This window comes from Escherichia sp. S10b (assembly GCF_028421345.1).
Taxonomy (GTDB): domain Bacteria; phylum Pseudomonadota; class Gammaproteobacteria; order Enterobacterales; family Enterobacteriaceae; genus ECMA0423.
Genome location: NZ_JAHZSO010000035.1, coordinates 40741 through 54215, shown reverse-complemented (window position 1 = coordinate 54215; position 13475 = coordinate 40741). Strand labels below are relative to the sequence as shown.

The window sequence follows — 13475 nt, the reverse complement described above, 5'->3', positions numbered from 1 at the left end:
ACGCCGGAGAGAAAAATCTCCGGCGTTTTGTCTGTGAATTACTGCTGCGGAATAGCGGGTACGACCGGAACATTTAATGCCGGCATTGCAAACATACCAACGAAATCTTCCAGTGGCATTTTCTGCCCGTTTAACGTTATCTGACCGTTAGTATATTGCAGGCTGGTGGTGATGGTATTGTCCTGCAAGGTGGTCAGACGGAACATCTGCCCCATTGCTGATGCACCTTCAACTTGCTGTTTCGCCAGTTTTTTCGCTTGATCTTCCTGATAACCTTCCAGCTTCGCTACCTGAGTCATAAACTCAGTTGCCATATCCACCGGAATGGTCAGTTTCGCATCCAGAGATTTAACCGAACGATCTACTTCCTGCGCCAGCGTTTGCGGCGCTTCTTTAGTCGTTGCCGGATCTTTCAGGAACAGCGACAGATTCAGCGCACTTTCACCCTGACTGTTTTTCCAGCTTAGCGGCGCGATAGTAATCACCGGATCGCCTTTCAACATCAGCGGCAGGGCGCTAAAGAAGGCTTCCGTCACTTTCTCCTGATAAAGTTCGGGATTGTTGGCAATTTCTGGCTGTGCCAGCAGCGCCTGAGTTTGCGCGTTATATTGCTGGCTAAACTGATGCCAGGCTTCACCATCAATCTGGCCGACTTTTAAAGTCAGCTTGCCGCTGCCCAGATCCTGATTCTGTACCTTCAGGCTGTTTAGCGAGTAATCCAGTTGGCTATTGATCGTTTTACCGTCATTGACCAGATCCGATTTACCGCTGATCTCCATGCCTTCCAGCAGTGCCAGTTCTTTGTCTTCCACTGAAATGGTCATTTTTTCCAGTGACAGTTTTTGGTTTCCTACGCGCTCACCAAAACTTGCCAGCGTGCTGGAACCGTCGGTTTTCAGATTATTAAAGGTCAACTGCACTTTCTGGTTGTATTCGTTAACTGCGTCTATCCGACCACTTTGCGCCTCCCCGGAAAGGGAGATGGCTTTGCCGTCTCTGTCAGCATTTAACTGGAACTCGCCGCCGCTAAAGGCGACTTTTTCATCCTTTTGCTCGTAATTCAGTGGCTTGAGCGAAATATCGGAACTGGAATCACCGCTGTAACCAATGCGCGAGTTAATCTCAAAAGGCGTTTCACCTTTTGCCATATCAAACAGTGGTTTGCTTACTTCGTTATTAACCAGCGTGGTTTGAATTGATGCCATCGACGGGATCAGGTTCAGTTTTTTAAGCTGGGCAAGCGGGAAGGGACCATGATCAACCGATTCGTTGAAGATGACGCTCTGACCGCTTTTAATCCACGGATTTTCTTTCCCGGCAATGGGTTTCACCAACAGTTGCAGCTGACTGCTGAATACGCCGCGATGATAGTTTTGATAACTCACTTCCAGGTTGGATTCAGGAGCGGTCAGTTTGAGTTGCGCGTTCGCCTGCGCGACCATGTCTTCGAGATGGGTTTCAATCTTCTTGCCTGTATACCATGCGCCGCCTGTCCAGACTACGCCTAGCGCAACAATGACGCCTACCGCTACCAGCGATTTATTCATAATGATTATCCATAAAATGAAATCAGGCGGACTGGCCGCCTGAAGGTGTTATAAGCCTTTAATAAGCTTAGCAAGAGATGTTAATTTTTTCAGTAAGCTCTTACAGCTTGTTGTAAACACGCGCTAAACGGCCGTGGCCTTTGACAGTCACCGGTGATTCGTTGGCGGCAATAAACGCTGATTCACCCGGTTTAAGCTGTAACTGCTGAGAACCTTTCCACAACGTTGCATCGCCTTCGACGCAGAACAAAATGGCGGCACTCTGCTGGCTAATGGTGGTTTCTTTATCACTAAGGTCATGCAGCGAGAAGGCAAAATCATCCACTGGAATCGGGAAGTCCAGTTCTGCACCTTGTTTCACCGGCTGGGTCAACAACTGGTTAGCCGGTTTGGCTTCGAATTTCACATTGGCAACCAGTTCCGGAATATCAATGTACTTAGGCGTCAGACCCGCACGCAGCACGTTATCGGAGTTCGCCATCACTTCCAGCGCCACGCCTTGCAGGTAAGCGTGCGGTGTTTCAGCGAACAGGAACATCGCTTCGCCAGGATTCAATTTCACCACATTCAGTAACAGCGGGGAGAACAGGCCGCTGTCTTCCGGGTAAAATTCAGAAATTAAACGAATCGTTTGCCACGGTTCACCCTGCTGACTGTCGAGCGCCGATTTTAAAATCGCCAGCGCGCGGGATTTTTCTTCACCCTGCATATTCAACAGGCTGGCGAACAGTTCGCTTAAACGTTCGGCATTAGGCTGTTGTAAAAAGTGAGCAATTGCCGGATGTGCACCTGCGACTGGCTGGAGTAGGGAGACAATCTCGGAAAACTCACGAAACGCGTTCATCGCAAGGAAAGGCGTCAGCGCAAAAACCAGCTCCGGCTTGTGGTTAGGATCTTTATAGTTACGCTCGGCAGCATCCATCGGGATACCTGCGGCATTTTCTTTGGCAAAACCGATTTCAGAATTGCGTTTGTTTGGATGAACCTGAATGGAGAGCGGCTGTGCTGCGCATAATACTTTGAACAGGAAAGGCAGTTCGCCAAAGCGTTTGGCAACGGCCTCTCCGAGCAGAGTCGATTTATTACTCTCAATCACATCACGCAGTGAAACGATATCTCCGGCGGCATTCTGCACCCGTGAACTGCTTTTCGGATGTGCGCCCATCCACAGCTCGGCCATCGGCTGGCTGGACGGATTTTCCATACCATAAAGTTCAGTCAACGCCGTTTTGCTGCCCCAGGCATAGTTTTGCACTGAGTTAATGAGTTTTTGCATGATCAATCCCTGTTTTAATGTGGAAATTAATCCCGCTATTAAAGCAAGAATCCTACGGGAAGTAACCTGGAGCCGCAAAAAGTCGTACTAGTCTCAGTTTTTGTTAAAAAAGTGTGTAGGATATTGTTACTCGCTTTTAACAGGGCAACGGAACACCCGCCCAGAGCATAACCAAACCAGGCAGTAAGTGAGAGAACAATGTCAAACAAACCCTTTCATTATCAGGCTCCTTTTCCACTCAAAAAAGATGATACTGAGTATTACCTGCTAACCAGCGAACACGTTAGCGTATCTGAATTTGAAGGGCAGGAGATTTTGAAAGTCGCACCCGAAGCGTTAACTCTGTTGGCGCGTCAGGCATTTCATGATGCGTCATTTATGCTGCGTCCGGCTCACCAACAACAGGTGGCCGACATTCTGCGTGACCCGGAAGCCAGCGAAAATGATAAATATGTGGCGCTGCAATTCCTGCGCAACTCCGACATCGCGGCGAAAGGTGTTCTGCCAACCTGTCAGGATACCGGCACTGCGATTATTGTTGGTAAAAAAGGGCAGCGTGTATGGACCGGTGGCTGTGATGAAGCGGCGCTGGCGCGCGGTGTCTATAACACTTATATCGAAGATAATTTGCGCTACTCGCAAAACGCGCCGCTGGATATGTATAAAGAGGTGAATACCGGCACCAATCTGCCAGCGCAGATCGATCTTTATGCCGTTGATGGCGACGAGTACAAATTCCTCTGTATCGCCAAAGGTGGTGGTTCGGCAAACAAGACGTATCTCTATCAGGAAACCAAAGCGTTACTAACGCCGGGGAAACTGAAAAATTACCTGGTTGAGAAGATGCGCACGCTGGGTACGGCGGCCTGTCCTCCGTATCATATTGCGTTCGTAATTGGTGGAACTTCTGCAGAAACTAACCTTAAAACAGTGAAACTGGCTTCCGCTAAATACTATGACGAACTGCCAACGGAAGGGAATGAGCACGGTCAGGCATTCCGCGATGTGGAACTGGAAAAAGAATTGCTGATCGAAGCGCAAAATCTCGGTCTGGGTGCGCAGTTTGGTGGTAAATACTTCGCTCACGACATACGCGTGATTCGCCTGCCACGTCACGGCGCATCCTGTCCGGTTGGTATGGGTGTTTCCTGCTCTGCTGACCGTAATATCAAAGCGAAGATCAACCGTCAGGGGATCTGGATCGAAAAACTGGAACATAATCCAGGTAAATATATCCCTGAAGAGCTGCGTAAAGCGGGAGAAGGCGAAGCGGTGCGCGTTGACCTTAACCGTCCGATGAAAGAGATCCTCGCACAGTTGTCGCAGTATCCCGTTTCTACACGCTTATCGCTTAACGGCACGATTATCGTCGGTCGTGATATTGCTCACGCCAAACTGAAAGAGCGGATGGATAACGGTGAAGGGCTGCCGCAGTACATTAAAGATCATCCGATTTACTACGCGGGTCCGGCCAAAACGCCGGAAGGTTATGCCTCCGGTTCTCTTGGCCCAACGACCGCCGGACGGATGGATTCTTATGTCGATCAACTGCAAGCGCAGGGCGGAAGTATGATCATGCTGGCGAAAGGCAACCGCAGCCAGCAGGTGACGGATGCCTGTAAAAAACACGGCGGCTTCTACCTTGGCAGTATCGGTGGTCCGGCCGCTGTATTGGCGCAGGGAAGTATTAAGAGCCTGGAATGTGTTGAATATCCGGAACTGGGAATGGAAGCCATCTGGAAAATTGAAGTGGAAGATTTCCCGGCGTTTATCCTTGTGGATGATAAAGGAAATGACTTCTTCCAGCAGATACAACTCACACAGTGCACTCGCTGTGTGAAATAAACAGAGCCGCCCTTCGGGGCGGTTTTTTTACATGGCACGAAAGACCAAACATTTGTTATCAAATAGTAAATAATAAGTGAGCTAAAAGTTGCTTAACGAAAGCAAAACAGAAAGAAAAAATTAAACAGGTGAGGTGCAGGCCATGAATACAGTACGCAGCGAAAAAGATTCGATGGGGGCGATTGATGTCCCGGCAGATAAGCTGTGGGGCGCACAAACTCAACGCTCGCTGGAGCATTTCCGCATTTCGACGGAGAAAATGCCCACCTCACTGATTCATGCGCTGGCGCTAACCAAGCGCGCAGCGTCAAAAGTTAATGAAGATTTAGGCTTGTTGTCTGAAGAGAAAGCGAGCGCCATTCGGCAGGCGGCGGATGAAGTACTGGCAGGACAGCATGACGACGAATTCCCGCTGGCTATCTGGCAGACCGGCTCCGGCACGCAAAGTAACATGAACATGAACGAAGTGCTGGCTAACCGGGCCAGTGAATTACTCGGCGGCGTGCGCGGGATGGAACGTAAAGTTCACCCTAACGACGACGTGAACAAAAGCCAAAGTTCCAACGATGTCTTTCCGACGGCGATGCACGTTGCGGCGCTGCTGGCGCTGCGCAAGCAACTCATTCCGCAGCTTAAAACCCTGACACAGACGCTGAGTGAAAAATCGCGTGCATTTGCCGATATCGTCAAAATCGGTCGAACCCACTTGCAGGACGCCACGCCGCTAACACTAGGGCAGGAGATTTCCGGCTGGGTAGCGATGCTCGAGCATAATCTCAAACATATCGAATACAGCCTGCCTCACGTAGCGGAACTGGCTCTTGGCGGTACAGCGGTGGGTACTGGACTAAATACCCATCCGGAGTATGCGCGTCGCGTAGCAGATGAACTGGCAGTCATTACCTGTGCACCGTTTGTTACCGCGCCGAACAAATTTGAAGCGCTTGCGACCTGTGATGCCCTGGTTCAGGCGCACGGCGCGTTGAAAGGGTTGGCTGCGTCACTGATGAAAATCGCCAATGATGTCCGCTGGCTGGCCTCTGGCCCGCGCTGCGGAATTGGTGAAATCTCAATCCCGGAAAATGAGCCGGGCAGCTCAATCATGCCGGGGAAAGTGAATCCAACACAGTGTGAGGCATTAACCATGCTCTGCTGTCAGGTGATGGGGAACGACGTGGCGATCAACATGGGGGGCGCTTCCGGTAACTTTGAACTGAACGTCTTCCGTCCAATGGTGATCCACAATTTCCTGCAATCGGTGCGCTTGCTGGCAGATGGCATGGAAAGTTTTAACAAACACTGCGCAGTGGGTATTGAACCGAATCGTGAGCGAATCAATCAATTACTCAATGAATCGCTGATGCTGGTGACTGCGCTTAACACCCACATTGGTTATGACAAAGCCGCGGAGATCGCCAAAAAAGCGCATAAAGAAGGGCTGACCTTAAAAGCTGCGGCCCTTGCGCTGGGGTATCTTAGCGAAGCCGAGTTTGATAGCTGGGTACGGCCAGAACAGATGGTCGGCAGTATGAAAGCCGGGCGTTAATCCGCAACATACAGGTGCAGCCGTGGAATGATCAAACGAAGCGGCTGCGCCTGTGGTTTATAACGGTGCTGCACATTGTCGGCATCGTAATTTAACAACTCACCAACGTCCGGCACGCGCGCGCCATTATCCCGATTAATCAGTGCAATCAGCGGTGTAGGGCAGGCGTGTTGGACTTGTTTTTGATCTCCTTTGTACCAGACGCGGGCAATCGGCTGCACCTTCACCGGACGTTTGATTTTTAACTTCGCGTTCTGTGGCAGGGCAGCGATATCCTGATACTCTCGCTCCAGTTTTCTTTGCCACTCCTCGCGCGTCCACGGTGCGACACTGCGTGGTGATTTCAGGCTTTTTTCCAGCTGTGCCAGGACTTCATCACGATGCAAATTCTTAATGATATGTTTATTAGCCCAACCAAAGCGTAAAGTGGCGGGGTCGTGCAGAACGGTGAGCGTGCGGTAAGCATTAAGGGTGATCAGCCCCGGCAAATGACGATGCACCCATTCAAAACGTGCCGCGGTGGGGAGTTCTGATTCAACCGTGACGATATGCTCGAACGTGGTCTTGAGTTTATTGATGTGCTGAATATGACTGACCAACGCTGCTTGCGAAAGGTTATCGACCTGGTAACACAACACGCCAGGCAGACGGACAGCGGCCTTGCTGCTGCGATTTTCGGACTGTTGTTGAATAAATAAATGGCGGAAATGACGCAACGCCAGCGACTGCGCGTCGTTGCCGAGATGTTGTTTTACCTCAATACGATTAAGCGGATTATGCTCATCCTCTTTTTTTACCTCCGGCAAAGAGAACACGCGGGCAACCAATAGCTTGTGTTGCTCAAGATGAGCGGCAAATGCAGCCAGCTCTTGTTCCATCTGGCGAAAGGTAGTGTTGAGTCGGTCTACGAGATCGTAACGCGCCATAATATTAACCACTTTAGTTACAACATACTTATTTTATAGCACAGTCGTGGTGACTTGACCATCGTGCGCGTAGTGTCAGGCAGAGGTAAATTGCGGGATGTTATGCCATAACGGCCAGCTAAACGAGAAGCGAGCACCACCCAGTTCGCTGGTGTCACAATTAACCGTACCGCCCATTGCCAGTGCTATAGAGTGGACAATTGCCAGCCCCAGCCCGCAGCCGCCGGTTGAGCGATCCCGGCTGGGATCGAGGCGAACAAAAGGTTCAAAGATATGTTCGCGGTTTTCTGGGGCAATCCCTGGGCCATCATCCTCAACAATTAATGTCGCTCTATTCCCCGACAGTAGCAGGCTGGTTTCAACCGTTGAATGGCAGTACCGCAGGGCGTTATTGAGCAAATTATCCAGCACGCGCTCCATTAAGCGCATATCCAACGCCGCATAATGGCCTTGCACGAGCGTTTTTATCCGTACCGTTTTATCGGGCGTTACTGCCTGAATATCTGCCAGATGCGTTGACAGCCACAACGGCAGGTCTGGTTCGCTAAGATGAAGCTCGTTTTGTGGGCGATCGAGTCGGGCATAAGTCAGCAGCTCTTCAATTAAAGCTTCAAGTTGACTGATATCACGATTCAACGCCTGGGATTCGGCGGCGCTCAGGTTATCGCTCATCTCCAGTCGATAACGCAGGCGCACTAACGGTGTTCGCAGTTCGTGAGCGATACCGTCAATAAGCTGTTTTTTGCTGGCAATCAAGGCGTTGATATTGTCCGCCATCTGGTTAAATGCGATACCAAGTCGTTCAAAGCTCGAACCCTCATCAAAGTGGATACGCTCATTGAGATGCCCATAGCCAAATCGTTGCGCCGCTGCTTCCAGTTTTAACATATCCTGCCAGTGCGGACGCATCCAGATAAACACCGGAAAGGCGAGGGAAATAGCAATAAAAGCGATCAGGGCGATATCCAGCAATCGCATCTGATGGAGATAATAAAGATAAGGAACAGGACCAACTGCCAGCACGTAGTGGCTGCGCGGGATACGCTGCAAAAACGTGTACTGATCGTCCAGGGCGACAATTTCGCCGCCACGCAGTCGGTGCATGGAAATATCATCAAGATGGTATTTACTCAGTGGCTCGACACGCAGATCGAAAGAGAGATTTAAATCCATCTCTTTCAGCGTCTTACCCCAGTCGTGTGGGGGGATCTCACGCAATTCGCTGCGCATCAGATACAGCGAACTGTTCATCAAATCATCCAGCGACTGTTTGCCCGCGCGTTCGGCGGTAAATTTGTACACCAACCCAACCAGCAGAGACATCACAAGGAAGCAGACAAACAATAACAGGTAAAACTGGATAAACAGTTTTTTCATCGCTTATTCCCATGCATGAGGCGCAAAAAGATAGCCTTTGTTACGCACAGTTTTAATGCGATAAGGTTCTGCGGCGTTATCGAGCAGTTTTTTTCTTAACCGCGAAATAGCCACGTCCACGCTACGATCCAGTCCGTCATAACTGACGCCGCGTAAATTTTTCAGCAATGCATCGCGGTCCATGATTTGCCCGGCATGGGTAGCTAATTCCCACAATAATTCGAAATCAGCTGTCGAGAGCGAGATTTCAGTGTTAGCCAGGGTGACTACGCGGTTGATGGGATCGATGGTCAACGTGCCGAAATGCAGGGCTTTGTAGGGAGTCAGAGACGTTTCCTGAAGACCTTTGGTCAGTGTGGCTTGCTCATTCTGACGCAAATGCAAACGTAAACGCGCTAGCAAAACAGCAGGGGGCGTCGTTTTGAGAATATAGTCGCAGGCACCCATTTCCAGTGCCAGGATGTGGTTCATATCGCTATCGAGAGAGGTTAGAAGAACAATCGGTCCAGACCACTTTGCGCGTAAATCACGACAAATGGTCATGCCGTCCTTGCCTGGTAGCATGATGTCGAGTAACACCAAATCCGGACTTTCTCGCAAAATGGTTTCTTCGGCCTGGTCGCCGCGCGGTTCTACGGTAACCTGCATATCATGTTTTGCCAGGTACGCGGCAATCAGTGAACCGACTTCCGCATCATCTTCCACAAATACGATAGTGTTCATAACATTCACGGTAGATATAAAAACGTCACAATACACCGCGCTGTTTTTACTTACTATCAATCGTTTCTAAACAAGTTTTCATCAGGTATTCTACTGATGACTTGTTATGGAAGTGTTAAGGTAAAAAGATGGGGCTGGTAATCAAAGCCGCGCTCGGTGCGCTGGTAGTGCTGTTGATTGGTGTTTTAGCAAAAACGAAAAATTATTATATCGCCGGGCTGATTCCACTTTTCCCGACCTTTGCGCTTATCGCGCATTATATTGTTGCCAGCGAACGCGGCATTGAAGCCTTACGCGCAACCATCATTTTTAGTATGTGGTCGATTATTCCCTATTTTGTTTACCTGGTGTCGCTGTGGTATTTCACCGGAATGATGCGCTTGCCCGCCGCTTTTGTTGGTTCTGTTGCGTGTTGGGGGATAAGCGCATGGGTGTTGATTATATGCTGGATAAAGCTGCATTAACGCAGATGACGACCGCCATCAAGTGGGAAACTGCGTCCGGTGACAAAGCAGCTGGTAAGTAAGTAATCGACCAGGTCGATCACTTCTTTCTCGCCAGGCGCGGTTTTCATCAGTGATTTATTCAGCGCCTGTTGTCGATATTCGGCATCATCATGTTCATTAAACAGGATCAGCGATGGCGCAATAGAATTCACTTTCACTTCCGGTGCCAGCTTGCGGGCAAACGAGCGGGTCATATTATCCAGTGCCGCTTTGCTTGCAGCATACGCAACATGTTTGTCGCTACCGCGCTCCACCACATAATCGGTAAAGTGAATGATATCGCTGGCGGCGTGTCCGTGCCCACGCAGTAATCTTTCCAGCGCATGGTTGAGCAGGTATGGGGTATTAACGTGGATCTGCATCATGCAAGCCAGTACGTCGGCCAGTGGTGTACCTGGTTTTTCCGCCATCCACGCACTGGCGTTATGCAAAATAGCACGCAGACCATGGGTGCTTTTTAGTACTTCATCGGCAAACGCCATCACACCGTCGTTGGTCGAAAAATCAGCCTGAATACACTGCGCACCTGCCTTAATCAGTCCATCAATGGCTGGATAGTGCGTCCGATAGCTGACAATCACCGGTTGCTTTTGATTAATGAAATGCCAGGCGAGGGCGAGGCCGATGCGACGACCTCCGCCAGTAATTAATATTGGCAAGGGCTGGGCTTTACCCATCGTTATCTCCTTTGCTATCCAACGATGGGATGAACGTTATCCCACCAGCATCCAGGTCGCCGGAACTGAGGCAATTAACAGCATGCCAATCAGCACCATTTCCTGACGGTTCAGTACATTATCATGTGTATGCGTTTTGCGCGCATACAGGAAAACCAGCAGCCCCGGCGCATACAGAACAACGGATAACAGCAAGTGCATTGGACCAGAGGCATACAATAACCATAAGCCATAAATGCAGGCACCGACACCTACCGCTTTATGCAGTGGACGGGTTGCGATTTTCAGCAAGAACGCGCCGACCAGGAAATAGGGCACCAGAATCATTTCTGAGGCGATGGTCAGCAACGTGTTGTAATCGGAACCGGTCAGCCAGATGAGTACCAGACAAATTTGCACGCAGATGTTGGTCAACCACAGCGAGGCGGATGGCGCAGCTTGTGCGTTCTGGCGCGCAAAAATGCGTGGGAATGCTTTATGAGTGGCAGCCAGGAACGGAACTTCTGCCGCCATGATGGTCCAGCTTAAGTACGCGCCGCAAACGGAAACGATCAAACCGGCAGCGATGATGATTTCGCCCCATGGTCCCATCATTTCCACCATCAGACCGGCCATTGACGGGTTACGAATTTCAGCCAGTTCAGGACGTGCCACCACGCCCAGCGAAAGCAGGGTTACCAGCAAGTAAACGCCCAGAGCGGAGAGAACCGCCAGCAGTGTCGCTTTGCCAACATCACGTTTATTACGCGCACGCGCAGAAACAACCACGGCACCTTCCACACCAATGAAAACCCACAGGGTGATCAGCATGGTGTTTTTCACCTGTTCCCACACGGGTACGCCAAGTGCAAGTCCGGTGAAGTCGAGCTTGAAGGTATCCAGTTTGAACATCATCATCGCCAGCACAACAAACAGACCCAGCGGCAACAATTTTGCCAGTGTCGCCACCAGGTTAATGCTGGCAGCGGTTTGCACCCCGCGCAGGATCAAAAAGTGAACAATCCACAATAAAGCCGATGCACCGACTATCGATTGCCAGGTATTACCATCGCCGAACAGGCGCAATTCCGGCGTGTCCGTAAAAAAGCTTAACGCGGAAAAAACGATCACCAGATAGGAGACGTTGGCGATGACTGCGCACAGCCAGTATCCCCATGCGGAACAAAAGCCGATTAGCTCGCCAAACCCTTCGCGGGCATAGGTAAAGATACCGCCGTCAAGTTCGGGACGAATGCGCGTGAGGATCAGCATGGCAAAGGCCAGCAATAAAATGCCAGCGCCAGTAATACCCCAGCCGATGAGCAGTGCTGCCGGGCTGGCAACTGCCGCCATATTTTGCGGCAGACTGAAAACACCCGCGCCCAGCATTGAGCTTAATACCAGCGCGGTGAGTGCGCTCAGTCCCAGTTTCTTTTCCATCGATATCCAGTGATTAAAACGTGATAAGAAGAATAAATATTAGGGCAAAACGCATAAAAATGGAGTTTGCCACTGAAGCGCGGGATTTTACGAAGAGATGTGTCTGCATGCAATGGTCGCGGGGAAATTTGTGACTAAAAATGCGAAAGGCGGCATCAAGCCGCCTTATAGGAGTAACTGAATAGTTATTTATACAGATCTGCGCTGACGGTCAGGTTATTACCACGTTCCTGCCACTGGCGGGTGATGTGGTAATACTTAGCACCTTTCTTCGCGGCACGTTTCGCAACCTGATAGGAGACTTCGGTCATGTTGCCGTAGTTGCCAGAGAATTTGATGCTGTCGAACGGGACCATCATCGCTGCTGTCGCTTTGTTCAGTTCTTCGACTTTAGTGCCGTCAGGAAGCGTGACAGTGTAACGTCCGCCTTTTGATGACTGGGTTTCAAAGAAACGACCGACTTCAGAACTTGGTGATGCGGTAGTCGCAACACCTGGGATCTCAACTTTCTTCGCGGCTTCGCCACCGGCAGCCAGAGCTGCACGTCCTGCTTCGGAATCTGCCGGGATCACATCCGGGCTCTGGACGATACGTTTCTTAGCATCTTTTTTATAGATGAATGCAGTAATACGCTGGTTGCCGCCCTGGTTGGCATCGATTTGACGAACAATGTAGAAAGAGTAGGCACCTTTCGCTTTTGCTGCTTTGGTGATGGCATCATTGACTTCTGGCTGGCTACGATAGAAGCCCTGGACGGTGACCGTGTCAAACGGTTCAATCAGAACAGCCTGATCTTTCGGCAGTTCGACAACACCGTTAATTACGCGATTACTTGTTTCTTCTGCTTTTTCAGCATCGGCTTTATAGAGGTCAGCGACCACACGCCAGTTACCGCTGTTACCAAAATCAGAAGTGTCGACAACATAAAAAGAGGCGGCACCTTCTTTATCTGCGCGACGAGAAACGGCTTTCACCGCTTCGCCAATAGCATTAAAACGACCGGTAACCACTACACGGTCAAAAGGTTTAACCGCTGCCGCTTGCTCCGGTGTCAGTTCTGTTGCTGCGTTAACGGAGAATGCCGTAGCAGAAAGCAGTGCCGACGCCAGGAGGGTGTTCTTAAGCTTCATAAAAATAATCCTTCGCCTTGCGCAAACCAGGTACTGGTATTGTTATTAACGAGAAACGTGGCTGATTATTGCATTTAAACGGTGTAACTGTCTGCGTCATTTTTCATATCACATTCCTTAAGCCAATTTTAATCCTGCTCAAATGACCGTCTATGCTTAAAAAACAGCCGTATCAGCATCATTACTACTGAAGCAACTGAATTGTATAAGTTAATTTAATGTTAAGTAGTGATTCGTGCCGGGGCGATGTCTCGTTTTACCCGACCGTCGAAGACAATTATCAGTCTTTATCCGGCGTTCTAAGGTGTTTATCCCACTATCACGGCTGAATCGTTAATATTTTGCGAGTTCACGCCGAAATACTGATTTTTGGCGCTAGATCACAGGCATAATTTTCAGTACGTTATAGGGCGTTTGTTACTAATTTATTTTAACGGAGTAACATTTAGCTCGTACATGAGCGGCTTGTGTGGCTCCTGACACAGGCAAACCATCATCAATAA

General features: G+C 50.0%; 11 protein-coding genes. 3 read left to right on the top strand and 8 right to left on the bottom strand.

Features of this window, described 5'->3' with window-relative positions; translation table 11 throughout:
* Positions 1–38 precede the first annotated feature (38 nt).
* Together FTE26_RS02875 and manA are read right to left on the bottom strand one after the other, a co-directional pair.
* Positions 39–1547: a YdgA family protein gene (locus tag FTE26_RS02875; protein ID WP_001043328.1), complete on the bottom strand. Its 1509-nt coding sequence runs from the start codon at positions 1545–1547 to the stop codon at positions 39–41.
* Positions 1548–1647: 100 nt separating this feature from the next.
* Positions 1648–2823, bottom strand: a complete 1176-nt coding sequence (gene manA / locus FTE26_RS02870) for a mannose-6-phosphate isomerase (protein WP_001170701.1) — start codon at positions 2821–2823, stop codon at positions 1648–1650.
* Between the two features lie 198 nt (positions 2824–3021).
* On the opposite strand from manA, the gene fumB reads away from it, so the two are divergent.
* Positions 3022–4668: a class I fumarate hydratase gene (gene fumB, locus FTE26_RS02865; protein WP_000066628.1), complete on the top strand. Its 1647-nt coding sequence runs from the start codon at positions 3022–3024 to the stop codon at positions 4666–4668.
* Between the two features lie 142 nt (positions 4669–4810).
* Complete coding sequence (gene fumC, locus FTE26_RS02860; protein WP_001099124.1) at positions 4811–6214, top strand: class II fumarate hydratase; 1404 nt, start codon at positions 4811–4813, stop codon at positions 6212–6214.
* Here fumC and tus read toward each other — a convergent pair.
* The 3 genes from tus to rstA form a co-directional block, all read right to left on the bottom strand.
* The gene (gene tus, locus FTE26_RS02855; RefSeq protein ID WP_000135179.1) at positions 6211–7140 is read right to left on the bottom strand and encodes a DNA replication terminus site-binding protein; all 930 of its coding nucleotides are present in this window, start codon (positions 7138–7140) and stop codon (positions 6211–6213) included. The genes fumC and tus overlap by 4 nt on opposite strands.
* 75 nt (positions 7141–7215) lie before the next feature.
* On the bottom strand, positions 7216–8517 hold the full coding sequence (gene rstB / locus FTE26_RS02850; RefSeq protein ID WP_000732525.1) for a two-component system sensor histidine kinase RstB: 1302 nt from the start codon (positions 8515–8517) through the stop codon (positions 7216–7218).
* Positions 8518–8520: 3 nt separating this feature from the next.
* Complete coding sequence (rstA, locus tag FTE26_RS02845; protein WP_001092519.1) at positions 8521–9240, bottom strand: two-component system response regulator RstA; 720 nt, start codon at positions 9238–9240, stop codon at positions 8521–8523.
* A gap of 128 nt (positions 9241–9368) precedes the next feature.
* Between rstA and FTE26_RS02840 the strand changes: the two genes are divergently transcribed.
* Positions 9369–9704 carry a GlpM family protein gene (locus tag FTE26_RS02840; RefSeq protein ID WP_000524868.1) on the top strand — a complete coding sequence of 112 codons (336 nt, stop codon included), beginning with the start codon at positions 9369–9371 and terminating at the stop codon, positions 9702–9704.
* Here FTE26_RS02840 and folM read toward each other — a convergent pair.
* The 3 genes from folM to ydgH all read right to left on the bottom strand — a co-directional run bounded on the left by folM (position 9701) and on the right by ydgH (position 12972).
* Positions 9701–10423, bottom strand: coding sequence for a dihydromonapterin reductase (gene folM / locus FTE26_RS02835; RefSeq protein WP_000513673.1), 723 nt, complete (start codon positions 10421–10423; stop codon positions 9701–9703). The genes FTE26_RS02840 and folM overlap by 4 nt on opposite strands.
* Positions 10424–10459: 36 nt before the next feature.
* Complete coding sequence (locus tag FTE26_RS02830; protein ID WP_000412379.1) at positions 10460–11842, bottom strand: amino acid permease; 1383 nt, start codon at positions 11840–11842, stop codon at positions 10460–10462.
* 185 nt (positions 11843–12027) lie between these two features.
* Positions 12028–12972, bottom strand: coding sequence for a DUF1471 family protein YdgH (gene ydgH / locus FTE26_RS02825; protein WP_000769322.1), 945 nt, complete (start codon positions 12970–12972; stop codon positions 12028–12030).
* Between the last annotated feature and the right edge of the window lie 503 nt (positions 12973–13475).